Genomic DNA, 23,440 nt, shown 5'->3' on the forward strand with positions numbered 1-23,440 from the left:
TAGGACAGCGAGCGTCATGCAGTCCGGTTTGGGCTGCCTCGTCTTCAACGCTGGGAGAACTGATGCCGTCCTTCAAGATCGACACTTCAACCGCTGTGGTGTTCGTAGCGACCGCGCCGGTGCCGAAGCTGGCGAACGCCAAGACCGGGGAGCGGGCGATGGACCGGGAGACCGGGGCTCCGCTGTCGACGGTGGGCCTTCTGGTCTCGGACGAGGGGGAAGGGAACCTCTACCAGGTGACCATCCCCGAGACGGGCTACCCCGAGGGTCTCCAGCCGGGCATGCCGGTGAAGGTCATCGGGCTCAGGGCGCGGGACTGGGAGAACGAGTTCAACGGCCAGAAGCGGCACGGGATCTCCTTCCGTGCGGTCGCGATCACCCCGGCGGCCTGACCATGAGCGACTGGACGTTGTGGCTGGAGGCCACGGGGGCGTTGGCTGGGGCCGGCGGTGTCGGCTACGCCAAGGCTCGGGCTCCGCGGGTGTACTGGTCGACGGTGGGTCTGCCGCTGACGTGGGGCCGGTTCGCCTGGTCCTACCGGTCCACGATGGACGTGTGCGGGCTGACGGTGCAGCCGACGGGGCTGCGGGCGTTCATGACCCGCAACCTGGCCCGGTGTGAGGTCCGGCCCGTCGCGCCGAAGGTCCGCCGCATCCGCCCGACCTCGACGGGCCTGCGGGTGACGTTGCGGCTTCCGGCCGGTCTGGAGCCGGTCGACGTGGCGGTGTCCTCGGAGCGGCTGCGGCACGCCTTCGGGGTGCAGTCGGTGACCGTGGCGGAGACCAAGCCGGGCTATGTAGAGCTGCGGATGACGGGCTATGACGTGCTGCGGCGGGTGCGTCTGCCGCGTAAGGCCCGGCCGCGTGACCTGGTGGTTCCGGTGGCGCTGCGGGAGGACGGCACGGTCTTCGAGCGGGACTACCGCAAGATGCCGCACGCCCTGACCCTGGGGGCGAACTCGTCGGGCAAGTCCATGTACCAGCGCAACCTGGTGATGGGCCTGGCAAAGCTCCCGGTCGGCCTGGTCGGGATCGACTGCAAGCGCGGTGTCGAGCACAGCCGGTACCTGCCGCGCCTGTCGGCGCTGGCCACCGATCCGGACATGGCCGGCCGCCTGATAGACGCGCTGGTGCTGGAGATGAGCGAACGGTTCGATCTCCTCGCCCTGCACGGGGTCTCCGATCTGTGGGACCTGCCCGAGAAGCTGCGGCCGGTGCCGCTGGTCGTCCTCGTGGACGAGGTGGCGGAGCTGTTCTTCGTCACCTCCAAGAAGGAGGAAGCGGCGCGGGACCGGACGGTCATGCAGCTCGTGCGGCTGGGGCAGATGGCCCGCGCGGTCGGGATCTACCTGGAGGTGTGCGGGCAGCGCTTCGGCTCCGACCTCGGCCGTGGTGCGACCGCGCTGCGGGCTCAGCTCACCGGCCGTGTGGTGCACCGCGTCAACGACAAGCAGACGGCGGAGATGGGCCTGGGTGACATCGCGCCTGAGGCGGTGGTGTCCGCGACCTCGATCCGGGTGGACCGTCCCGGTGTCGCGGTGGCCGGTGACACCTCCGGTGGCTGGTCACGCATCCGCACCCCGGAGACCACGCCGGCGCAAGCGGCGGCTGTCTGCCGGGAGTACGCCCACCTGACCCCGGACCTGCCGTTCCTAGCCTCGTTCCGCCCGCCCGTGGCGGTCCCGCCGATGCCCACCACACCGCCGTCCGTCCCGCAGTCCTGACCACTGAGGGGAGGTGAGGACGTGTTTCGCTCGATCCGCATCGATGCCGTGCTCATTCAGGCCGTGATCGCCGGTGCCCTGTCCTTCGCCCACCTGCACGACCTGGCCGAGGCGGCCGGACAGTCCGGCTGGAAGGCGTGGGCCTACCCGGTCTCCGTCGACCTGCTGTTGGTGGCGGCCTGGCGTCGACTGCGCGGCGCTCGCCGGGACCGCTCGGCCTGGACGTGGTTCGTCATCGCCCTGGTCGCCTCCCTCGGCGCGAACGTCGCGACCGCCGGGCTCCTCGACCTCGACCACGTACCTGCCTGGCTGCGCATCCTCGTCGCTGGCTGGCCCGCGCTGGCCTTCCTCGGCGGCACCCTCCTCGTCCACCAGCCCACCGAACCCACACCGACAGCGGCGCCCGCGCCCGCGGCTGCTGCCGATCCCGCGCCGGTCGTCGACCGCCCCGACGTGGCGGACGAGGAACCGGAGATCATCCCGGCCGATCCGGTCCCGGCTCTGCCGGAAGCCCCGGCCCCGGCCTCGGTGCCGGTGGTGCCCCCGGCTCTGGTCGATCACGCACGCAAGGTCGCCACCGAGCACCGCACCCGCACAGGGACCGACATCGACACCGCCACCCTGCGCGCTCGCCTCGGCATCCCGGAAGACCTCGCCGGCGCGATCGTCGCCCAACTCGCTTGAAAGGAGGTGACCTGATGCGCCCGAACCGCTTCTACGACGTCATCCGCATCGGACCCGTGCAGGTCGGCACGTTCAACAACGGCCGTGGCCAGACCCGGCACACCGCCGCCTGCACCGCCCCGGAGTGCGGCTTCTCCACCGAGCACCGCGACCGCTCCGCGGCTGAACTGGCCGCCCGTACGCACCGCTGCAACCCCTGAGAGGAGGGCCGAACCGTGCAGCTCCCGGAGGACCAGCTTCGCGCCGGTCACATCCCCGCTGACGTCTACCGGCGGCTCCCGCCCGGCACCGACGTGCACAAGGTCGTGATCGTGCAGGAAGCGCCCCGCTCCTACACCGGGCCGATCGTGCTGACGCTCGTCGTCGTCACCGGGTCCATCGCAGTGCTGCTGGTCATCGCCCTCGTCGCCCAGGTCATGGCCGGCGCCGCCGTCGCGGTCCTGTCGGCCACCAGCGGACTCACCTACACGATCAACCGCACTTCCAAGATCAGAAAGGGCAAGTGACATGGGTCTCTTCAGCCGAAAGAGCAACGACACCCCGGCCAACCCGCAGATGGCCGAACTCGGCCGCGAGTTCGCAATCGCCCGCCGCCACGGCGACCGCAAGACCATGCGCCGCATCGGCCGTGAGTTCACCGAGATCGCCCAGGGCGACGCCGACGCCGCCTCGTTCCAGCAGGGACAGGAGGCGTACGACGCGCTCCCGCCGGTCAACCCGCCGCGTCGCCGCAACCGCCGACGCTAACGCCCTCCGGGGCGGCTCTCTCGCCAAAGATCCGCCGCCCCGGACGGCTCCACCCATCCAGATCCAACGGACCCGAAAGGGAAGCCTCATCATGCCCCAGCACGCCCAGATCACGCGCGTCTGCCGCGACTGCGACGGCTTCGCCACCGCCGCGATCACCACCGGCACCCGCCACTCGGACGGGACCCGCGTCACCCTCCGCGTCGGCTGCCCGGCCTGCAAGGGCACCGGCCGCACCGCCCCCGCCGGCGTCGTTCGGGCCGGGAGGTGAGCACCGTGGGCCTTTTGAACTGGACCTCCAGTCAGCACTACGACCACAACGGCGACTGCCCCTGCACGCAGTGCGGCAAGCCCACCCCGATGCGCTCCCACGACGGCGAACCCGTCCACAAGGTGTGCGCGGAGGACTGGAACGACCGCAACCCGGGCGCCCCCCGTCACCAGCACGACGGCCGTGACCTCGGCACCCGCCGCTTCCACTCCGACCCCCCGCGCAAGACCCGCAAGGACGGTGCTCGATGACCGACACCGCCACCATGGCGGGCCTGGACCCGGCCACCCTCGCCGACGTGCTGAGGCTGGCCGGGTCTCCCGGCTTCGACCGCATCCAAGACCAGATCCGCCGTACCGGCGGCTGCACCGACCCGATCCGCCTGACCGGCTCGACCGTCACCCGCGACGCAGCCACAGGGCAGGTGCTGCACTCCTACTCCACCGACACCGAGCCCGGCGGGGTCCTACGCGTCGCCTGCGGCAACCGCCGCGCCTCCCGCTGCCCGTCCTGCGCCTGGACCTACGCGGGCGACACCTACCACCTGATCCGCGCCGGCCTCGTCGGCGACCCCGCCAAGGGCACCCCCGAGACCATCCGCGACCACCCGCGGGTGTTCGCCACGCTCACCGCGCCGTCCTTCGGACCGGTCCACAATCGGCCCGGTAACCGGCCCTGCCGCTGCGGCACCCGCCACGCCGAGGACGCCCTCGAGCTGGGCACACCGCTCGACCCGGACACCTACGACTACGCGGGCGCGGTGCTGTGGAACAACCACGCCTCCGAGCTGTGGCGCTACTTCACGATCTACCTGCGCCGGGAGATCGCCAAGCGGGCCGAACTCACGCAGAAAGCCGCACGCGAGCAGTCGCGGGTGTCGTTCGGAAAGGTCGCCGAATACCAGAAGCGCGGGGCGGTGCACTTCCATGCCGTGATCCGCTTCGACGGCCCGGCCGGCCCCGACGACCCGCCCCCGGCGTGGGCCACCCTCGACCTGCTCACCGACGCCATCCATGCCGCTGCCGCCCGCGTGGAAGTCGACGTGCCCCCGGCCGGGGACCAACCGGCCCGGACCCTGCGGTGGGGCACCCAGCTCGACGTACGCCCGATCCGGGCCTTCGGCGACGGTGAGGACATCACCGAGCAGGCGGTCGCCTCCTACGTCGCCAAGTACGCCACTAAAGCAGCCGAGACCACCGGCACCGTGGACCGGCGCATCGGGAACAAGGAAGCCCTGGTCCTGCTCGACGTCCCCGAGCACCCGGCCCGGCTCATCGCCGCCTGCCTCGACCTTCACCCGCTCTACCCGGACCGCAAGCTCCGCGACTGGGCCCACATGCTCGGCTTCCGCGGCCACTTCTCCACCAAGTCCCGCCGCTACTCCACCACCCTCGGCGAACTGCGACAGACCCGCGCCGACTACCGCGCCGCCCAGCAACGCGCTGCCCTCGGTTTGCCCGACCCCGACGACGAGGAAGTCACGACCCTCACCCTCGCCCACTGGTCCTACGCCGGCCACGGCCACACCCCCGGCGAATCCTGGCTCGCTGCCAACATCCGCCGGGACATCCAACACAACCGCGACACCGCCCGCGAAGAACTACCCACCCTCCTCGACCTGGAAGGAGCCACCGCATGACCACCGCCGCCCCCGAGCTGCTCACCGTGCCGGAGGTCATGGCGCGGCTGAAAGTGGGCCGGACCAAGGTCTACGACCTGATCCGCACCCATCGCCTCGTGTCCATCAAGGTCGACGGATGCCGTCGTATCCCGGACCACGCCATTCGTGACTTCATCGCCGGTCAGATCGGGGAGGCTGCCTGATGGCGAAGCGTCGGCCGAACGGCGGCGGCACGATCACCAAGCGGTCCGACGGCCGGTACCAGGGTGCTGCGTACGTAACCAACACGGACGGCCACCGGGTACGGAAGTACGTGTACGGCCGGACGTGGGACGAGGCGAACGAGAAGCTCGGCAAGCTCCAGGACCAGGAGCGCAACGGCATCCCGGTGCCTTCCCGGTCCTGGACGCTCGGCGAGTGGCTGGCCTACTGGCTGGAGCACATCGTCGCCCCGGAGCGGGAGCACAACACGTACGTGAAGTACGAGTCCAAGGTGCGGCTCTACCTGGTTCCCCACCTTGGCAAGAAGCCGCTGGTCAAGCTCACCCCGGCACAGATTCGCGCCTTCATGGCCACGCTGGCGCGGGAGAAGGTCGGGGCCTCCGCCCGCTTCGAGGTTCTGCGCGTCCTCCGCAACGCGCTCAACCGGGCAATGCGCGAGGAGCTGGTGACGCGCAACGTCGCCCTCCTGGTCGACATGCCCAAGGTGGCCAAGGACAGGGGCACGGCGTGGAACGCGCGGGAAGCGATCGCCTTCCTCCGCTCGGTCCGCGCTCACCGCCTCTACGCGGCCTGCGTCCTCGTCCTGGTCCTCGGCCTCCGTCGCAGCGAGGTGCTCGGCCTGCGCTGGCAGGACATCGACTTCGAGGCCGGCCACTTCACCCCGGTCAAGCAGGTACAGCGGGTCAAGGGCGTGGGCCTGGTCCTCAAGGACCTCAAGACGGAGTCCTCACAGGCCGTGCTCCCGCTCCCGGAGTTCTGCGCTCGCGTCCTGGAGGAGCGCCGGGAGCTTCAGGAGCTGGAGCGGAAGATCGCCGGTGAGCACTGGGCACAGGAGCCGGGCAATGACCTGATCTTCTCCTCCGAGCACGGCGGCATGATCGACCCGGTGGGCTTCTCCCGCACCTTCGATCGGCTCGTCAAGCGGGCCGGTGTGCGCCGAATCACGGTCCGCCTCGCCCGGCACACTTGCGGGACCCTGCTCGCCTTCCTGAAGGTGCATCCCAAGGTCGCCCAGGCGATCCTCCGGCACAGCCAGATCAGCATGACCATGGACGTCTACACGCACGTCGTCGGCGACAGTGAGCGCGAAGCCGTGGGCATGCTCGCCGAGCTCCTGGAAGATCCGCTCATCGGCTGATGTCAGCCGTAGATGTCAAAGACCCCCAGCCGGTATCGACTGGGGGTCTTCTCGCTGGTGGGGCTAACAGGATTTGAACCTGTGGCCTCATCCTTATCAGGGATGCGCTCTAACCAACTGAGCTATAGCCCCGCCGCGCTGTGCGGGGTGTGTCCCGCGCGCTGACTCCTGAAGATTAGCGCACGACCGGGGCAGTCCCAAAATCGGTTTCCCCCGGGCCGTCAGCGCGGCCCGGGAGCGCCTGCCGGGCTGGTCACTCGTCCTCGGCCAGGGTCAGCTCGACGCCGCCCACGAAACCGGCCGACAGGTTGTAGATGAACGCGCCCAGCGTCGCCAGCGCCGTCGCCAGGACGACGTCGATGACGGCGATGACCGTCGTGAACAGCAGGACGTTCGGCAGCGACAGGAACGACTGGAGGTCGAAGCCGTTCGACCCCTCGGAGCCGGTCGCCTCGGAGATCGTGCCGCCGACGGTCGAGAAGACGCCCATGGCGTCCATGACCATCCACAGCACCGCGGCCGCCACGATCGTGCAGATGCCGAGCGCGATCGAGAGCAGGAAGCTGACCTTCATGACCGACCACGGGTCGGCCTTCGCCACGCGCAGGCGCGCCTTGCGCACGCGCGGGGTGGTGCTGGCGCCCGTGCGGGGACGGCGCACCGCACCGGTGCGGCCGGCGGCGGCGCCCGCCTGGGCCGGGTAGGCCTGCGGCGGGTGGTACGGGCCCGCCTGCTGCTGCGGCTGCCGTTCCCCCGGCAGCGGTGAGGCCGCCTGGGCGGCCGCACCCTGCGCGGGTGCGGCCTGCGGGCCTCGGGTGTCCGTCACGGTTCCCCCCTGGGATCCCTGCCTGGTCGACGAGGAGGCGTCGGAGACCGGCGCCTTGATCGCTTTGAGATTGGTCGTGTGCGGATCTGACGCCCGCGCGGCGGAGCCACGGCCGCCGCCGTCCGTTCCCGTACTGGTACCGGCCGGTCCGGCGCCCGTGGCTCCGCTCACGCTGACTCACTCCTCGTGCTACTCGGACGAGGGCGCCTCGCCCTGGTCCGTACCGGTGGTCGCGTCCCCGTCGGCGGTGTCGTCCACGGCCACGTCGCCGTCGACTTCCTCCGCCTCGCGTCCTGCTTCGGCGTTACGGGCGATGCCGACCACGGCATCGCGCTTGCTCAGGTTGATCAGTTGGACGCCCATGGTGTCACGGCCGGTTTCCCTGATCTCGTTGACTCGCGTACGAATCACACCACCCGACAGCGTGATGGCGAGGATCTCGTCGGTCTCCTCGACCACCAGCGCGCCGACGAGCGACCCGCGGTCCTCGACGATCTTGGCGGCCTTGATGCCGAGGCCGCCGCGGCCCTGGACGCGGTACTCGTCGACGGCGGTCCGCTTCGCGTACCCGCCGTCCGTGGCAGTGAACACGAACGTACCGGGTCGAACAACATTCATCGAGAGCAGCTCGTCCCCTTCGCGGAAACTCATGCCCTTGACGCCCGAGGTGGCGCGGCCCATGGGCCGGAGCGCGTCGTCCGTCGCCGTGAACCTGATCGACTGCGCCTTCTTGCTGATCAGCAGCAGATCGTCCTCGGCCGAGACAAGTTCGGCGCCGATCAGTTCGTCGTCGGTTCCGTCCTCGCGCTCGCGCAGGTTGATCGCGATGACACCGCCGGACCGCGGGGAGTCGTAGTCCTTCAGCGGGGTCTTCTTCACCAGGCCGGCCTTGGTGGCCAGGACCAGGTAGGGCGTCGCGTCGTAGTCGCGGATGGCGCGGATCTGGGCGATGGTCTCGTCCGGCTGGAAGGCCAGCAGGTTCGCCACGTGCTGTCCGCGCGCGTCACGGCCCGCGTCGGGCAGCTCGTACGCCTTCACGCGGTACACGCGGCCCTTGTTGGTGAAGAACAGCAGCCAGTGGTGCGTGGTGGAGACGAAGAAGTGGTTGACGATGTCGTCTTCCTTGAGCTTCGCCCCGCGCACACCCTTGCCGCCGCGCTTCTGCGCCCGGTAGTCGTCGGTCTTGGTGCGCTTGATGTAGCCGCCGCGCGTGACCGTGACGACGATGTCCTCCTCGGCGATCAGGTCCTCGATGGACATGTCGCCCTCGTAGGGGATCAGCTTCGTCTTGCGGTCGTCGCCGTACTTCTCGACGATCGCGGCCAGCTCGGCGCTGACGATGCCCCGCTGGCGGACCGGGGAGGCCAGGATCTCGTTGTACTCGTTGATCTTCGCCTGGAGTTCGTCGTGCTCCTGGACGATCTTCTGACGCTCCAGGGCGGCCAGCCGGCGCAGCTGCATCTCGAGGATGGCGTTGGCCTGGATCTCGTCGATGTCGAGGAGGTCCATCAGGCCGCCGCGCGCGATCTCGACGGTGTCGCTGCGCCGGATCAGCGCGATGACCTCGTCGATGGCGTCCAGGGCCTTCAGCAGACCGCGCAGGATGTGCGCCCGCTCCTCGGCCTTGCGCAGCCGGAAGCGCGTACGGCGGACGATGACCTCGATCTGGTGCGTCACCCAGTGGCGGATGAACGCGTCCAGCGACAGCGTGCGCGGCACGCCGTCGACCAGGGCCAGCATGTTGGCGCCGAAGTTGGTCTGGAGGTCGGTGTGCTTGTACAGGTTGTTCAGCACGACCTTGGCGACCGCGTCCCGCTTCAGCACGATGACCAGGCGCTGGCCGGTTCGCGAGGACGTCTCGTCGCGCACGTCGGCGATGCCGCCGATCTTGCCGTCCTTCACCAGGTCGGCGATCTTCTGCGCGAGGTTGTCGGGGTTGGTCTGATACGGCAGCTCCGTGACCACCAGGCACTGGCGGTTCTGGATCTCCTCGACCTCGACCACCGCGCGCATGGTGATCGAGCCGCGGCCCGTGCGGTACGCCTCCTCGATGCCCTTGCGGCCCACCACCAGGGCGCCGGTCGGGAAGTCGGGGCCCTTGATGCGCTCGATGAGCGCGTCCAGCAGCTCCTCGTGCGACGCCTCGGGGTTCTCCAGGTACCACTGGGCGCCGGCGGCGACCTCGCGCAGGTTGTGCGGCGGGATGTTGGTCGCCATGCCGACCGCGATACCGGCCGAGCCATTGATCAGCAGGTTCGGGAACCGGGCCGGCAGGACCGTCGGCTCCTGGGAGCGGCCGTCGTAGTTGTCCGTGAAGTCGACGGTCTCCTCGTCGATGTCACGGACCATCTCCATCGACAGCGGCGCCATCTTGCACTCGGTGTACCGCATGGCCGCCGCCGGGTCGTTGCCCGGGGAGCCGAAGTTGCCGTTGGAGTCGACGAGCGGCATCCGCATCGACCAGGGCTGGGCGAGCCGGACCAGGGCGTCGTAGATGGAGCTGTCGCCGTGCGGGTGGTAGTTGCCCATGACGTCGCCGACGACGCGGGCGCACTTGTAGAAGCCGCGCTCGGGGCGGTAGCCGCCGTCGTACATCGCGTACAGCACACGGCGGTGGACGGGCTTGAGGCCGTCACGGACGTCGGGCAGCGCACGCGAGACGATGACGGACATCGCGTAGTCGAGGTACGAACGCTGCATCTCCGTCTCGAGCCCGACGGGCTCGACGCGCATACCGGCCGCGTCCGCGTCCTCGAGAGGCGTGACGGGAGTGTTCTCGTCGGTCATTGCTGGTGAAGGTCCTTCCTGGTGCGGTCAGCTGAGACCGACTCAGATGTCGAGGAAGCGGACGTCCTTGGCGTTGCGCTGGATGAACGCGCGGCGGGCCTCGACGTCCTCGCCCATCAGGACGGAGAAGAGGTCGTCGGCCTGGGCGGCGTCGTCCAGGGTGACCTGGCCGAGGACCCGGTGCTCCTGGTCCATCGTGGTGATGCGCAGCTCCTCGGCGTTCATCTCGCCGAGGCCCTTGAAGCGCTGGACGGAGTCCTCACGGATGCGCTTGCCCGCGTTGCGGCCCATCTCGATCAGCGCGTCGCGCTCGCGGTCGGAGTACGCGTACTCGAAGTCGTCCTTGCCCCACTTGATCTTGTAGAGCGGGGGACGGGAGAGGAACACGTGCCCGGCCTCGACCAGCGGCCGCATGAAGCGGAACAGGAACGTCAGCAGCAGGGTGTTGATGTGCTGGCCGTCGACGTCGGCGTCCGCCATCAGGATGATCTTGTGATAGCGGAGCTTCTCGATGTCGAAGTCCTCGTGCACGCCGGTGCCGAACGCGGAGATCATCGCCTGGATCTCCTGGTTCTGCAGGATCCGGTCGATGCGCGCCTTCTCGACGTTGAGGATCTTGCCTCGGATCGGGAGGATCGCCTGGTACTCGGGGTTACGGCCGGACTTGGCCGAGCCGCCGGCGGAGTCACCCTCGACGATGAAGATCTCGCACTTGGTCGGGTCGTTCGACTGGCAGTCGGACAGCTTGCCCGGCAGCGACGCCGTCTCCAGCAGGCCCTTACGGCGCGTCAGGTCGCGCGCCTTGCGGGCCGCCACGCGCGCGGTGGCCGCCGCGATGCCCTTGCGGACGATGTCCGCGGCCTCGTTCGGGTTGCGGTCCAGCCAGTCGGCGAGGTGCTCGTAGACGACCTTCTGCACGAAGGTCTTCACCTCGGTGTTGCCCAGCTTGGTCTTGGTCTGGCCCTCGAACTGCGGCTCGCTCAGCTTGACCGAGATGATCGCGGTCAGACCCTCGCGGATGTCGTCGCCGGTGAGGTTGTCGTCCTTCTCGCGGAGCAGCTTCTTGTCGCGCGCGTACTTGTTGATCAGCGAGGTCAGCGCCGCACGGAAGCCCTCCTCGTGCGTACCGCCCTCGTGCGTGTGGATGATGTTGGCGAAGGAGTACACGCCCTCCGTGTAGCCGCCGTTCCACTGCATGGCGACCTCGAGCGACAGGTGCCGCTCCTTGTCCTCCGCCTCGAGGTCGATGACGGTGGGGTGAATCACCTCGCCCTTGCGGGAGTTGAGGTACTTCACGAAGTCGACGATGCCGCCCTCGTAGTGGTACGAGACGCTCTTGACCTCGTGCTTCTCGTCCTCGCCCGCCTCGTCCGCGCCGGCGGTCGCCTTCGCCGACTCACGCTCGTCGGTGAGGTTGATCCGCAGGCCCTTGTTGAGGAACGCCATCTCCTGGAAGCGCCGGGAGAGCGTCTCGAACGAGTAGTCCGTGGTCTCGAAGATGTCGCCGTCGGCCCAGAAGGTGACCGACGTGCCGGTCTCCTCGGTCGCCTCGTGCTTCTGCAGGGGCGCCGTGGGGACGCCCAGCTTGTAGTCCTGCGTCCAGCGGTGGCCGTCGGTCTTCACCTCGACGGCGACGCGCGTCGACAGCGCGTTGACCACGGACACGCCCACGCCGTGCAGACCGCCGGAGACCGCGTAGCCGCCGCCGCCGAACTTGCCGCCCGCGTGCAGCACGGTCAGGACGACCTCGACGGCGGGCTTGCCCTCGGAGGGGACGATGCCCACGGGGATGCCACGGCCGTTGTCGACGACGCGGACGCCGCCGTCGGCCAGGATCGTCACGTCGATGGTGTCCGCGTAGCCGGCCAGCGCCTCGTCGACCGAGTTGTCGACGACCTCCTGCACCAGGTGGTGCAGGCCCCGCTCGCCCGTCGACCCGATGTACATGCCGGGTCGCTTGCGGACCGCGTCCAGGCCCTCGAGGACGGTGATGGCACTCGCGTCGTACGACGTGGCGGCGTCTCCGGTCGAGGAGCTCGCCGCGTCGCCGGCGGCGGTGTCGGTGGACGGGATGTTCTCGTTGGGGTTGCCGGAATCGGCCACGAAGCGCCCTTTCTGGCACAGCACGAGCCGGGCTCGTCGGCAGGTTGCCGGAGCGGCTGCGGCATGTTGCGTTGGTAAGCCTTGATCAGCGTTGCTCAGCGTCTTCCCGGGCGGTCCCCACGATCGGGGCGGGATTGTCTTCCAGTCTACCGGTAGCACTGACATCGATGGGGGTTTGCGGGTACCTGAGTCCGCATGTGCCGCCCCGAAACGGCCTCGCCCGACTCCCGATATGCGGATGGGGGCTCCAGAGGCCCCACGAGGGCACTCAGCGCTTCCGGCCGTCAACCCTTGGCTACTTAGGAGTCAGGTCGCCGCGCGCAGCCGTGTCCGGGGGTACGACGAAGCGGGCATCCGGCCCGCGAAAGCGGTGCCCGGACGCCCGAATGTGATGTCCCTCACGTGTGCACGGCGGGGCGGAAAAAGCCCCCGGATCACCCGTACGTGTCACCGGGGCCGGTGCTGCCCGGGGCGCGCAGCGGCCCGTAGCGGCGGGCCGGCCCGGTGGGTCCGACCACCTTGATCAGCCGCACGGTGCCGTGCCCGAGATCGTCGTTGAGACGGGCCACGAGCGTCGGCGCCAGCAGCCGCAGATTGGTCGCCCAGGCCGTGGAGTCGCAGCGCACCACCAGCACGCGCTCGTCCTCGTCGTACCGCTCCGGCTCGCAGTGCTTGGCGACGTCCTCGCCGACGATCTCCGGCCAGCGCCCCATCACCCCGCCGACCGCCGCCGGGGCCTCCCAGCCGCGCTCGGTGAGCAGCCGGTTGATCGCCGCGCCCAGCGCCATCGGATCACGCCGGTCGGTACGCGCCCCGGAGCGCAGGCCCCCGCGCCGCGCCTGCTTCTTCTGCTGCGCCGCGTCCCCACGCGCGCGTGCCGCCTCACGGGCCGCGCGCAGCGCCACCCGGGCCAGGTCGACGCCCGACGGCTCGGGGTCCTTTCCGGCGCCGTCGGCGGGCGGCTTCTCCCCGCTCACGCGCGCTCCACCGTCCCCTCGGACACGGCGAACCGCGCGCCCGCCAGCACATGCGGCACGTCGTCGTCGACGGCGGCCGTCACCAGCACCTGCTCGCCGGGCGCCACCAGCTCGGCCAGCCGCTCCCGGCGGCGCGCGTCCAGCTCCGCGAACACGTCGTCGAGCACCAGCAACGGCTCGTTGCCCTCGGCGCGCAGCAGGTCGTACGAGGCGAGACGCAGCGCCAGCGCGTAGGACCACGACTCGCCGTGCGAGGCATAACCCTTGGCGGGCATCTGGCCCAGCTTGAGCAGCAGGTCGTCACGGTGCGGGCCGACCAGGGTCACCCCTCGTTCGATCTCCTGCTTGCGGGACTCGGCGAGCGCGGCGATCAGCTGCTCGTACAGGTCCTCACGGGTGTGCGCCTCGCCCGGCGCGGACGGCCGGTACTCCAGGGTCACCGGGCCGCCGCCCGGCGCCAGCTGCTCGTACGCCTTGTCGGCCAGCGGCTGGAGCGAGGCCACCAGGTCCAGGCGCTGCGCCAAAAGCTCGGCGCCCACGCGCGCGAGGTGCTGGTCCCACACGTCGAGCGTGGACAGGTCCAGCGTGCGGCCGCCGTGCCGGCGGGCCAGCGCCGCCGACTTCAGCAGCGTGTTGCGCTGCTTGAGCACCCGGTCGTAGTCGGAGCGCACGCCCGCCATGCGCGGGGAGCGCGCCGTGATCAGCTCGTCCAGGAAGCGCCGGCGCTCGCCCGGGTCGCCCTTGACCAGCGCAAGGTCCTCGGGCGCGAACAGCACGGTCCGCACGATGCCCAGCACGTCACGCGGCCTGACCTGCGAGGACCGGTTGATGCGGGCGCGGTTGGCGCGGCCCGGGTTCAGCTCCAGCTCGACCAGCTGCTGCCGGTCGCCCTGCCGGACCTGGGCCCGGACGATCGCGCGGTCGGCTCCCATGCGCACCAGCGGGGCGTCGGAGGACACCCGGTGGCTGCCGAGGGTGGCGAGGTAGCCGACCGCCTCGACGAGGTTCGTCTTGCCCTGCCCGTTGGGACCGACGAAGGCCGTCACCCCGGGGTCGAGCGGTACCTCGACCCGGGGGTAGGAGCGGAAGTCGGCCAGCGACAGATGCGTGACGTGCATGATCGTTCCGCCGACCTCCTCCGGCGTCGCGGACCGCCCGCGCGGTCCTGTGGACAGGTGACGTCCCTGTGGATTACTTCTTCTCGACCGCGTGGCCGCCGAACTGGTTCCGCAGCGCCGCGATCATCTTCATCTGCGGCGAGTCCTCCTGGCGCGAGGCGAACCGGGCGAACAGCGAGGCCGTGATCGCCGGCAGCGGGACCGCGTTGTCGATGGCGGCCTCCACAGTCCAGCGTCCCTCACCGGAGTCCTGTGCATAACCCCGGAGCCCCTCCAGGTGCTCGTCCTCGTCGAGCGCGTCGACCGCCAGGTCGAGCAGCCAGGAGCGGATGACGGTGCCCTCCCGCCAGGAGCGGAAGACCTCCCGGACGTCGGTCACCGAGTCGACCTTCTCCAGCAGCTCCCAGCCCTCGGCGTAGGCCTGCATCATGGCGTACTCGATGCCGTTGTGGACCATCTTGGCGAAGTGGCCGGCGCCGACCTTGCCGGCGTGCACCGAGCCGAAGTCGCCCTCCGGCTTGAGGGCGTCGAATATCGGCTGCACCTTGGCGACGTCCTCCGGAGAGCCGCCGTACATCAGCGCGTAGCCGTTCTCCAGGCCCCAGACGCCGCCGGAGACGCCGCAGTCGACGAAACCGATGCCCTTGGCCGCCAGCTCCGCCGCGTGCTTCTCGTCGTCGGTCCAGCGGGAGTTGCCGCCGTCCACCACGACGTCGCCGGGCTCCAGCAGCTCGGCCAGCTCGTCGACGGTGGACTGGGTCGGCTCACCGGCCGGGACCATCACCCACACCACGCGGGGGCCGCTGAGCTTGCCCACGAGCTCCCGCAGGCTGTGGACGTCGGCGAGGTCCGGGTTGCGGTCGTACCCGAAGACGGTGTGGCCCGCGCGGCGCAGCCGCTCGCGCATGTTGCCGCCCATCTTGCCGAGACCGACGAGACCGAGCTCCATCAGATGTGTTCCTTACGGTGGTTGCGACGGGACGTGACGGCACTCGCGTGCCGGCGTCCGAGCCTAAACCCGGACTCTCGCGCACATCTGTGGGCATACGCGCTCACACGCCCGCCCCCACCTGCGGCTTCCCCCGCGGCCGTGGATCAGCCGCTGAGCCGCACCGGCATGATCAGGTACTTGTAGGCCTCGTCCGCCTCCGCGTCCATCGCCGGGCGGCCGCTGAGCAGCGCCGGCTTGGTGGACGTGGTGAACGACAGCTGGGCCACCGGGGAGTCGATGGCGCTCAGGCCGTCCAGCAGGAACGTCGGGTTGAAGGCGATGGAGATGTCGTCGCCCTCGAGCTGGGCGTCGACCCTTTCCACAGCCTGTGCGTCGTCGCTGGAACCGGCCTCCAGAATGAGCACGCCCTGCTCGAAGCTCAGCCGCACCGGGGTGTTGCGCTCGGCGACCAGGGCCACGCGCTTGACGGCCTCCACGAAGGGGGCGGTCTCGATCACGGCGACGCTGTTGAACTCCGTCGGGAACAGCGTCCGGTACTTCGGGAGGTCGCCCTCCAGCAGACGCGTGGTGGTGCGGCGTCCGGCGCCCTCGAAGCCGATCAGGCCCTCGCCCGCACCCGAGCCGGACAGCGCGAGGATCACCTGGTCGCCGCTGGTCAGCGCCTTGGCGGTGTCCTGGAGCGTCTTGGCGGGCACCAGGGCGACCGCGGAGACCTCCGGGTTCTCCGGCTTCCACAGGAACTCGCGGACCGCGAAGCGGTAGCGGTCGGTGGAGGCCAGCGTCACCGTGTCGCCCTCGATCTCGATGCGCACACCGGTGAGGACGGGCAGGGTGTCGTCACGGCCGGCCGCGATGGCGACCTGCTGCACGGCGGAGGCGAAGACCTCGCCGGGGACCGTGCCCGTCGCGTTCGGCATCTGCGGCAGGGCCGGGTACTCCTCCACAGGCAGTGTGTGGAGCGTGAACCGCGAGGAGCCGCAGACCACCGTCGCCCGTACACCGTCTGTGGAAATCTCCACCGGACGGTTGGGCAGGGCGCGGGAGATGTCGGCCAGCAGGCGGCCGGAGACCAGGACCGTGCCCTCCTCCTCGACCTCGGCCTCCACCGACACGCGCGCGGAGACCTCGTAGTCGAAGCTGGACAGGCTCAGCTGGCCGTCGTCGGCCTTGAGCAGCAGGCCGGCGAGGACAGGCGCCGGCGGACGGGCCGGGAGGCTGCGAGCCGCCCAGGCCACTGCCTCCGCGAGTACGTCGCGTTCCACCCGGATCTTCACTGTTGCCGCCTCCTGCTGTTGCCGGCGCTTCTCGCCCTGCCTGGCTTCGTCGTCTGACTCGGTGTCGTCGGCCCCTCGGAGGGGAAGGACACCGGGGTCCAGTCTGACGCACCGCACTGACAGTAGGTGCCCGTCGGGGTCAAGTCGTGACGAGTGGCAGTCGGGGCCGAGACAGCGAGTTGTGCACAGGACCCTCTTCGAAACGAATTCCTCGCTCTCTATGGTCGGGAGTAGTAGTAGGGCCTGTGGATACCGTGGATAACCTCGTTTGCGCAGCTCAGCGCCGGTTTTTTGTCCACGGGCCCTGTGGGCGGCGGCGGTGGACAACCGGGCCTCGCTGTGGAGAACGGAAAGTTCTGCACATCCCGTGCACAGGGGAGGCCGAGTTCTCCCCAGACGCGTCCCCAGGTTTGCGCTCCTTTCCCACAGCCCCCTTCGGCAGCTCGATGTGACGGCTTTCACTCGGGCCGGTGAGGAGGCGCGTCGCGTTGCCGAACAGTGGACAGCCATGTGGAGAAGCGGCCGATCACTGGGGACAACCGGCCGCAGCCTGTGGGAAGCCCGTGGACAACTTGATGCACAGGCTGTGGATCACCGCGTCGTCCACAGTCTGTGGAGATCGTTCGTCCACGGATCCACAGGCAGGTGACCTGCGCGGACAGCTTCTCACCAGGGGCGCCTGTGGACGGTGTCGGGACAACTTCGCGGTCCCCAGCGTGTGGACGGGAAAAAGTCACCGAATCTGTGGAGGAAGGCCGTAACCCGCGGCAGGAATCGAACAGCCGGGACGTCGCGGGCCTCGGCGGCCGGGGAGCCGGGGGACGGCTCAGGGGGTCGGAGGACGGCTCAGAGGGCCGGGGGACGCCTTGGAGAGCCGGGGCGCGGAGCCGCACGCATCTCGGAGAGCCGTGAGACGGCGTCCCGGGAAGCCGGGGGCGCGACAAGAGCCGGGGGCGTGAAAAGAACGGCGCCCCCGGATCGCTCCGGGGGCGCCCTCGCGCAGGGTGGTGCGGGCCGTCAGCCGGCCTTGATGCGGTTGGTCAGCTCGGTGACCTGGTTGTAGATGGACCGCCGCTCGGCCATCAGATTGCGGATCTTCCGGTCGGCGTGCATCACCGTCGTGTGGTCCCGCCCGCCGAACAGCGCGCCGATCTTCGGCAGCGACAGGTCCGTCAGCTCACGGCACAGATACATGGCGATCTGCCGCGCGGTCACCAGCGCGCGGCCGCGCGAGGTGCCGCACAGGTCCTCGACGGTGAGCCCGAAGTAGTCGGCTGTCGCGCCCATGATGGCCGTCGAGGTGATCTCCGGGGCCGAGTCGTCGCCCCCGGGCATCAGGTCCTTGAGGACGATCTCCGTGAGCCCCAGGTCCACCGGCTGCCGGTTGAGCGACGCGAAGGCCGTCACCCGGATCAGCGCGCCCTCCAGCTCGCGGATGTTGCGCGAGATCCGGGAGGCGATGAACTCCAGCACCTCCGGCGGGGCGTTGAGCTGCTCCTGGACCGCCTTCTTGCGGAGGATCGCGATGCGCGTCTCCAGCTCCGGCGGCTGCACGTCGGTGATCAGGCCCCACTCGAAACGGTTCCGCAGCCGGTCCTCCAGCGTCACCAGCTGCTTGGGCGGCCGGTCGCTGGACAGCACGATCTGCTTGTTGGCGTTGTGGAGCGTGTTGAACGTGTGGAAGAACTCCTCCTGCGTCGACTCCTTGTCCGCCAGGAACTGGATGTCGTCGACGAGCAGGATGTCCATCTCGCGGTAGCGCTTGCGGAAGCTGTCGCCCTTGCCGTCGCGGATGGAGTTGATGAACTCGTTGGTGAACTCCTCCGAGCTCACGTACCGCACGCGCGTGCCCGGGTAGAGGCTCCGCGCGTAGTGCCCGATGGCGTGCAGCAGATGCGTCTTGCCGAGGCCCGACTCCCCGTAGATGAACAGGGGGTTGTACGCCTTCGCCGGCGCCTCCGCGACGGCCACCGCCGCCGCGTGCGCGAAGCGGTTGGACGCGCCGATGACGAACGTGTCGAAGAGGTACTTCGGGTTCAGCCGCGCGGTCGGCTCGCCGGGACCCGTCGCCGGGGCCGGCTGCGCCGCCAGCGGGCCGGGCGCGCCCGTCGTCGGCAGGTTCGGGCCGACCGGTCCGCCGCGGTGGACGTGTCCCGAGCCGGACGGCGGCTCGGGCAGGTCGCGGCGACGGTCGTCGCGCTGGTCGTAGTCGCCGCGGGACGACTCGTAGTCGGAGCGCTGGTCGTAGGACGGGCGCTCCACAGGCTGGGGACGGTAGTCCTGGGAGGGCGGGCCGCCGTAGGAGTCCGAGCCGTACGAGTCCTGGTTGCCGTACGGACCCTGCGCGCCGTACGCGTCCTGCTGGGGGGAGCCGTAGGCGTCCTGGGACGGCGAGGCGTAGGGGTCGTGGTCGGGGAAGCCGAGCCGCTGCTGCTGCCAGCCGTAGTCGTCCTGCGAGGGGCGCGGCCAGGAGCCGGGCTCGGGGCGCTGGTACTCCGAGGGGTAGGCGGGGCGGGCCGAGGGCAGCTGGTCGTCCGGCCGGCCCTGCTGCTCGCGGCGGCGGTCGTACCCGCCGTATCCCTCGTACGGCTCGCGCTCCTGGTACGGCTCGCGCTCCTGCCGGTCGCGGTGGTCGGGGCGCTCCGGCCGCTCCGGGTGGGCGGAGGGCAGCTCGGGCTCCTCGTAGCGCGGCTGCGGACGGGGAGCGGGCGCCGGTGTGGCGGGCGGCTCGCCGGCGGTCTCGTCGACCGTGATCGCGATACGGATCGGGCGGCCGCACTCGCGGCTCAGGCTCTCGCTGACGACCGGGGCCAGCCGGCCCTCGAGCACGCCCTTGGCGAACTCGTTGGGCACGGCGAGCAGCGCGGTGTCGGCGACCAGGGCCAGCGGCTGGCAGCGCCGGATCCAGTGTTCGTCCTTGCTCTCGACACCTTGTCCACGGCCCTCGCCGAGCAGTTGCTCCAGTACGCGTGGCCACACTGCGGCAAGATCGGCAGGTACGTCAGCCACAGGGCACGCTCTCTCACAGGTCCCCCGATCGTGTGACGCGGGGGACGGGTCGGGATGTAAATCGGGTGGTGGAGGGTCAAGGGAACGAATCGGAGTCCAGTCACGGTAGTCAGCGCGACCGGTACGGTTCAAGTTGTTGTCCCCAGGCTGTGGACAAGTGTCTCCCGGCGACCGTCGGTTTGACCGAATGGCGCAGCCGCGCGTACCGTAACCAGGTCGAGTTGTCGATGGCTGCTGCCGCCTGCCTCCGATGGGCACAGATCGCGCATGGTGATCGGTCAGCGGTGCACTCGGGCGTAACGCGAGCTACTCGTGGGCGCACGGTGACAGCCAGGACGGCACCCCGCAAACACCGATTCTTTCTGGAGCCCCCGAGTGAGCAAGCGCACCTTCCAGCCGAACAACCGTCGTCGCGCCAAGACCCACGGCTTCCGGCTGCGTATGCGCACCCGTGCCGGCCGCGCGATTCTCGCGTCCCGCCGCAGCAAGGGTCGCGCCCGTCTGTCCGCCTGATCCCGGTCAGGTCATGCCGTCGTGCTGCCCACCGAGAACCGGCTGAGGCGGCGCGAGGACTTCGCGACCGCGGTACGACGAGGACGCCGGGCCGGGCGCCAGCACCTCGTCGTCCATCTTCGTAGCGGTGCAACGGACCCGCATGCGCCTGGGGAGAGCGCTCCCCCGACGCGTGCGGGTTTCGTCGTGAGCAAGGCCGTGGGCGGAGCGGTGGTGCGCAACAAGGTGAAGCGGAGGCTTCGCCATCTGATGCGCGAGCGAGTCGACCAGCTGCCCCCCGGTAGCCTGGTAGTGGTACGAGCGCTGCCCCCCGCGGGCGACGCCGACCACGCACAGCTGGCCCGAGACCTGGACGCCGCTCTTCAGCGGCTGCTGGGAGGGGGCGCGCGATGAAGTACCCGCTGCTCGCACTGATCAAGCTCTACCAGTGGACGATCAGTCCGCTGCTGGGCCCGGTGTGCAAGTACTACCCGTCGTGCTCCCACTACGGCTACACGGCCATCGACCGGCACGGTGCCGTCAAGGGAACAGCACTCACGGCCTGGCGCATCCTGCGGTGCAATCCGTGGTCGCTGGGCGGCGTGGACCATGTCCCGCCGCGCAAGCGCCCTCGATGGCACGAAATGCTGCGTAACGCCTGGCGTGCACGCAAGGGCGGGACCTCCGCCGTTGAACCGGCCACCGAGGGACAGGCTTCTCCCACAAGTCCTACGAGTCCGTCGGACCCGGCCGCAGAGACCCCGTCCCATGCCCAAGGAGCATGATTAGTGGACACGATTGCCAGCCTCTTCAGCTTCATCACGACACCTGTCTCCTGGGTCATCGTCCAGTTCCACAGCGTGTACGGCTCCATCTTCGGGCCCGACACAGGGTGGGCCTGGGGCCTGTCCATCGTGTCCCTGGTGATTCTCATCCGCATCTGCCTGATCCCGCTCTTCGTGAAGCAGATCAAGGCGACGCGCGCCATGCAGACGCTCCAGCCGGAGATGAAGAAGATCCAGGAGCGCTACAAGAACGACAAGCAGCGCCAGTCCGAAGAGATGATGAAGCTCTACAAGGAGACGGGCACCAACCCGCTCTCCTCGTGTCTTCCCATCCTCGCGCAGTCGCCGTTCTTCTTCGCCCTCTACCACGTGCTCAACAGCATCGCGTCGAACGACACCATCGGCGTGATCAACGAGCGACTGCTGGAGAGTGCCCAGAAGGCCCACATCTTCGGCGCCCCGCTCGCCGCGAAGTTCACGGACAGCCCCGACAAGGTCGAGGCGCTCAACTCGTCTCTGACCGACGTGCGGGTCGTCACGGCGATCATGATCGTCCTGATGTCGCTGTCGCAGTTCTACACGCAGCGCCAGCTGATGACGAAGAACGTCGACACCACGGTGAAGACGCCGTTCATGCAGCAGCAGAAGATGCTGATGTACGTCTTCCCCGTCATCTTCGCCGTCTTCGGCATCAACTTCCCCGTCGGTGTCCTCGTCTACTGGCTGACCACCAACGTGTGGACCATGGGCCAGCAGATGTACGTCATCCACAACAACCCGACCCCGGGTTCCAAGGCCCAGGCCGCCTACCTGGAGCGCCTCTCCAAGCACGTCGCCCGGCACGGCAAGACCCGCAACCGCCGGGAGCGCGCCATCGTCAAGGCGATCGTCACCAAGGGCCGCGACCGCAACGAGTACGAGCGCAAGTTCATCAACGGCCTGAACAAGGCCGGTCTCGCTGCGCAGCCCGACGGCACGGTGATCAAGAGCGAGAGCAGCGCCGCCGCCCAGGCCGAGGGCGGTACGACGACGACCGCCACCGCCGTCCCCAAGCGGCAGCAGCCCAAGCGGCAGCCCAAGTCCAAGCGCCACTCCGGCGCGGCCAAGCCGGCGGGTGAACCCACCTCGCTGACCAAGACAGACGCACCGCAGGACGAGGACGCCAAGCCCGCGGCCTCGAAGGGCAACGCCAAGCCCGCCGGCAACGGCTCCACCCGCAGCAGGGCCCAGTCCGGACAGCGCAAGGGCCCCCAGCGGCCCAAGTCCCCGTCGAAGAAGTAAGAAGGAGTCCATCCCGTGACGGAAGGCACCACCGCGGCCGCTGCCGAGGGCGCAGACACCCTGACCCGCCTCGAGCAGGAGGGCGAGATCGCGGCGGACTACCTGGAAGGTCTGCTCGACATCGCCGACCTCGACGGCGACATCGACATGGACGTCGAGGCCGACCGCGCCTCTGTCTCGATCATCAGTGACACGGGCAGCCGCGACCTGCAGAAGCTCGTGGGCCGCGACGGCGAGGTGCTGGAGGCTCTTCAGGAGCTCACGCGCCTCGCGGTTCACCGGGAGACCGGCGACCGCAGCCGTCTGATGCTCGACATCGCCGGCTACCGCGCCCGCAAGCGCACCGAGCTCGCCGACCTGGGCGCCAAGGCCGCGGCCGAGGCCAAGAGCAGCGGGCAGCCCGTGCGGCTCGACCCGATGACCCCGTTCGAGCGCAAGGTCGTGCACGACGCCGTCAAGGCGGCCGGCCTGCGCAGCGAGTCCGAGGGCGAGGAGCCGCAGCGCTTCGTCGTCGTGCTTCCCGCCTGACCGGTTCCACCGGTTCACCGGCCCCGTCTGTTGCGCAGGCGGGGCCGCTCTTTGTCAGCCTGATAGTTCTGGTTCTGGTGTCGGCGCCCGTGTCGGCACGGTACGGAAGGACGGTCCCCCGTGACGGAGGCAGCGGAGCTTCCCCCCGCACCCGAGCAGGCCCGTGAGGTGTTCGGCGAACGCTTCGCGGACGCGGTCCGGTACGCCGAACTGCTCGCCGAGGCTGGCGTCCAGCGCGGTCTGATCGGCCCCCGTGAGGTGCCCCGCCTGTGGGAGCGGCACCTGCTGAACTGCGCGGTGCTCTCCGAGGTCGTTCCTGAGGGCGTCACCGTGTGCGACGTCGGCTCGGGGGCCGGGCTGCCGGGCATCCCGCTGGCCCTGGTCCGCGAGGACCTGAAGATCACCCTGCTGGAGCCGCTGCTCCGCCGTACCAACTTCCTGACCGAGGTCGTGGAGCTGCTCGGCCTGGACCATGTGACCGTGGTGCGGGGACGCGCCGAGGAGGTCATGGGCAAGCTGCCCCCGGTGCACGTGGTGACCGCGCGCGCCGTCGCGCCGCTCGACCGTCTGGCCACCTGGGGGATCCCCCTGCTGCGGCCCTACGGGGAGATGCTCGCGCTCAAGGGCGACACCGCGGAGGAGGAGCTGAAGAGCGCCGCCACCGCACTCACCAAGCTCGGCGCCGTGACCACGTCGGTCGTGCACGTGGGCGAGGGTGTGGTGAATCCCGCCTCCACGGTGGTGCGGGTCGAGGTCGGGGAGAGCCCCGGCGGTGTGCGCTTCGCCGCCAAGCGTGCCAAGGCCGCCCGCACCGGACGGGCCCGGCGCCGGCGCGGATAGCTGTATGCCCCTCGTCGTGGAGCCTTGAGGGGCCGGTGTGACGGAGACGCACGTCGGGACCA

At 69.7% G+C, this 23,440-nt stretch carries 25 protein-coding genes and 1 tRNA gene; 17 read left to right on the plus strand and 9 right to left on the minus strand.

The genetic code is table 11. From position 1 onward, the window contains the following. Nucleotides 1–62 precede the first annotated feature (62 nt). The 11 genes from ACFOSY_RS32995 (at nt 63) to ACFOSY_RS33045 (ending at nt 6,406) form a co-directional block, all read left to right on the plus strand. Nucleotides 63–392, plus strand: coding sequence for an SCO3933 family regulatory protein (locus ACFOSY_RS32995; RefSeq protein ID WP_394314119.1), 330 nt, complete (start codon nt 63–65; stop codon nt 390–392). Nucleotides 393–394: 2 nt separating this feature from the next. Then, entirely contained in the window at nt 395–1,723 is a 1,329-nt protein-coding gene (locus ACFOSY_RS33000) for an FtsK/SpoIIIE domain-containing protein (protein WP_394314121.1), read from the plus strand. Nucleotides 1,724–1,744: 21 nt separating this feature from the next. Further along, nucleotides 1,745–2,407 carry a DUF2637 domain-containing protein gene (locus tag ACFOSY_RS33005; RefSeq protein WP_394314123.1) on the plus strand — a complete coding sequence of 221 codons (663 nt, stop codon included), beginning with the start codon at nt 1,745–1,747 and terminating at the stop codon, nt 2,405–2,407. A gap of 14 nt (nt 2,408–2,421) precedes the next feature. After that, nucleotides 2,422–2,607 carry a mobile element transfer protein gene (locus tag ACFOSY_RS33010; protein ID WP_019527436.1) on the plus strand — a complete coding sequence of 62 codons (186 nt, stop codon included), beginning with the start codon at nt 2,422–2,424 and terminating at the stop codon, nt 2,605–2,607. 15 nt (nt 2,608–2,622) lie between these two features. Continuing rightward, entirely contained in the window at nt 2,623–2,913 is a 291-nt protein-coding gene (locus ACFOSY_RS33015; protein ID WP_394314127.1) for a hypothetical protein, read from the plus strand. 1 nt (nt 2,914) lies between these two features. Next, nucleotides 2,915–3,154 carry a hypothetical protein gene (locus tag ACFOSY_RS33020; RefSeq protein ID WP_394314129.1) on the plus strand — a complete coding sequence of 80 codons (240 nt, stop codon included), beginning with the start codon at nt 2,915–2,917 and terminating at the stop codon, nt 3,152–3,154. A gap of 91 nt (nt 3,155–3,245) precedes the next feature. Continuing rightward, nucleotides 3,246–3,425 carry a hypothetical protein gene (locus ACFOSY_RS33025; protein WP_394314131.1) on the plus strand — a complete coding sequence of 60 codons (180 nt, stop codon included), beginning with the start codon at nt 3,246–3,248 and terminating at the stop codon, nt 3,423–3,425. 5 nt (nt 3,426–3,430) lie between these two features. Then, entirely contained in the window at nt 3,431–3,676 is a 246-nt protein-coding gene (locus tag ACFOSY_RS33030; protein WP_364206174.1) for a hypothetical protein, read from the plus strand. Continuing rightward, nucleotides 3,673–5,064: a replication initiator protein RepSA gene (gene repSA, locus ACFOSY_RS33035; protein WP_394314133.1), complete on the plus strand. Its 1,392-nt coding sequence runs from the start codon at nt 3,673–3,675 to the stop codon at nt 5,062–5,064. Before ACFOSY_RS33030 ends, repSA begins: the two co-directional genes overlap by 4 nt. Then, entirely contained in the window at nt 5,061–5,249 is a 189-nt protein-coding gene (locus ACFOSY_RS33040; RefSeq protein ID WP_394314136.1) for a helix-turn-helix domain-containing protein, read from the plus strand. The genes repSA and ACFOSY_RS33040 overlap by 4 nt, the downstream gene beginning before the upstream one ends. After that, nucleotides 5,249–6,406 carry a tyrosine-type recombinase/integrase gene (locus ACFOSY_RS33045; protein ID WP_394314138.1) on the plus strand — a complete coding sequence of 386 codons (1,158 nt, stop codon included), beginning with the start codon at nt 5,249–5,251 and terminating at the stop codon, nt 6,404–6,406. Before ACFOSY_RS33040 ends, ACFOSY_RS33045 begins: the two co-directional genes overlap by 1 nt. Nucleotides 6,407–6,461: 55 nt before the next feature. Here ACFOSY_RS33045 and ACFOSY_RS33050 read toward each other — a convergent pair. The 9 genes from ACFOSY_RS33050 to dnaA form a co-directional block, all read right to left on the minus strand. Next, nucleotides 6,462–6,538: transfer RNA gene (locus ACFOSY_RS33050), tRNA-Ile, on the minus strand. A gap of 121 nt (nt 6,539–6,659) precedes the next feature. Continuing rightward, on the minus strand, nt 6,660–7,403 hold the full coding sequence (locus ACFOSY_RS33055) for a DUF3566 domain-containing protein (protein ID WP_225653086.1): 744 nt from the start codon (nt 7,401–7,403) through the stop codon (nt 6,660–6,662). An 18-nt stretch (nt 7,404–7,421) separates the two neighbouring features. Beyond that, complete coding sequence (gyrA, locus tag ACFOSY_RS33060; RefSeq protein ID WP_394314140.1) at nt 7,422–10,019, minus strand: DNA gyrase subunit A; 2,598 nt, start codon at nt 10,017–10,019, stop codon at nt 7,422–7,424. Between the two features lie 42 nt (nt 10,020–10,061). After that, the gene (gene gyrB, locus ACFOSY_RS33065; protein ID WP_006134081.1) at nt 10,062–12,122 is read right to left on the minus strand and encodes a DNA topoisomerase (ATP-hydrolyzing) subunit B; all 2,061 of its coding nucleotides are present in this window, start codon (nt 12,120–12,122) and stop codon (nt 10,062–10,064) included. A gap of 434 nt (nt 12,123–12,556) precedes the next feature. Next, nucleotides 12,557–13,099 (minus strand): DUF721 domain-containing protein, encoded by a 543-nt coding sequence (locus ACFOSY_RS33070; protein ID WP_394314142.1) that lies wholly within the window; start codon nt 13,097–13,099, stop codon nt 12,557–12,559. Further along, nucleotides 13,096–14,217: a DNA replication/repair protein RecF gene (gene recF, locus ACFOSY_RS33075; protein ID WP_394314144.1), complete on the minus strand. Its 1,122-nt coding sequence runs from the start codon at nt 14,215–14,217 to the stop codon at nt 13,096–13,098. The genes ACFOSY_RS33070 and recF overlap by 4 nt, the downstream gene beginning before the upstream one ends. A 73-nt stretch (nt 14,218–14,290) precedes the next feature. Continuing rightward, the gene (gene gnd, locus ACFOSY_RS33080) at nt 14,291–15,166 is read right to left on the minus strand and encodes a phosphogluconate dehydrogenase (NAD(+)-dependent, decarboxylating) (RefSeq protein ID WP_394314147.1); all 876 of its coding nucleotides are present in this window, start codon (nt 15,164–15,166) and stop codon (nt 14,291–14,293) included. Between the two features lie 146 nt (nt 15,167–15,312). Beyond that, nucleotides 15,313–16,443, minus strand: a complete 1,131-nt coding sequence (dnaN, locus tag ACFOSY_RS33085) for a DNA polymerase III subunit beta (protein WP_369156790.1) — start codon at nt 16,441–16,443, stop codon at nt 15,313–15,315. Nucleotides 16,444–17,460: 1,017 nt separating this feature from the next. Then, a complete protein-coding gene (dnaA, locus tag ACFOSY_RS33090; RefSeq protein ID WP_394314149.1) occupies nt 17,461–19,452 on the minus strand; it encodes a chromosomal replication initiator protein DnaA in 1,992 nt (663 codons plus the stop codon). 375 nt (nt 19,453–19,827) lie between these two features. Between dnaA and rpmH the strand changes: the two genes are divergently transcribed. The 6 genes from rpmH (at nt 19,828) to rsmG (ending at nt 23,378) form a co-directional block, all read left to right on the plus strand. Beyond that, complete coding sequence (gene rpmH, locus ACFOSY_RS33095) at nt 19,828–19,965, plus strand: 50S ribosomal protein L34 (RefSeq protein ID WP_003956500.1); 138 nt, start codon at nt 19,828–19,830, stop codon at nt 19,963–19,965. Between the two features lie 21 nt (nt 19,966–19,986). Next, the gene (rnpA, locus tag ACFOSY_RS33100; protein ID WP_006134075.1) at nt 19,987–20,358 is read left to right on the plus strand and encodes a ribonuclease P protein component; all 372 of its coding nucleotides are present in this window, start codon (nt 19,987–19,989) and stop codon (nt 20,356–20,358) included. Next, nucleotides 20,355–20,729, plus strand: coding sequence for a membrane protein insertion efficiency factor YidD (gene yidD, locus ACFOSY_RS33105; protein WP_006134074.1), 375 nt, complete (start codon nt 20,355–20,357; stop codon nt 20,727–20,729). Before rnpA ends, yidD begins: the two co-directional genes overlap by 4 nt. Nucleotides 20,730–20,732: 3 nt before the next feature. Then, complete coding sequence (gene yidC, locus ACFOSY_RS33110; protein ID WP_394314154.1) at nt 20,733–22,010, plus strand: membrane protein insertase YidC; 1,278 nt, start codon at nt 20,733–20,735, stop codon at nt 22,008–22,010. Between the two features lie 15 nt (nt 22,011–22,025). Then, entirely contained in the window at nt 22,026–22,538 is a 513-nt protein-coding gene (locus ACFOSY_RS33115; RefSeq protein WP_225653078.1) for a Jag family protein, read from the plus strand. 120 nt (nt 22,539–22,658) lie between these two features. Then, nucleotides 22,659–23,378, plus strand: coding sequence for a 16S rRNA (guanine(527)-N(7))-methyltransferase RsmG (gene rsmG, locus ACFOSY_RS33120; protein WP_394314157.1), 720 nt, complete (start codon nt 22,659–22,661; stop codon nt 23,376–23,378). Nucleotides 23,379–23,440: the final 62 nt, after the last annotated feature.

The organism is Streptomyces lusitanus (assembly GCF_042647945.1).
GTDB lineage: Bacteria > Actinomycetota > Actinomycetes > Streptomycetales > Streptomycetaceae > Streptomyces > Streptomyces pseudogriseolus.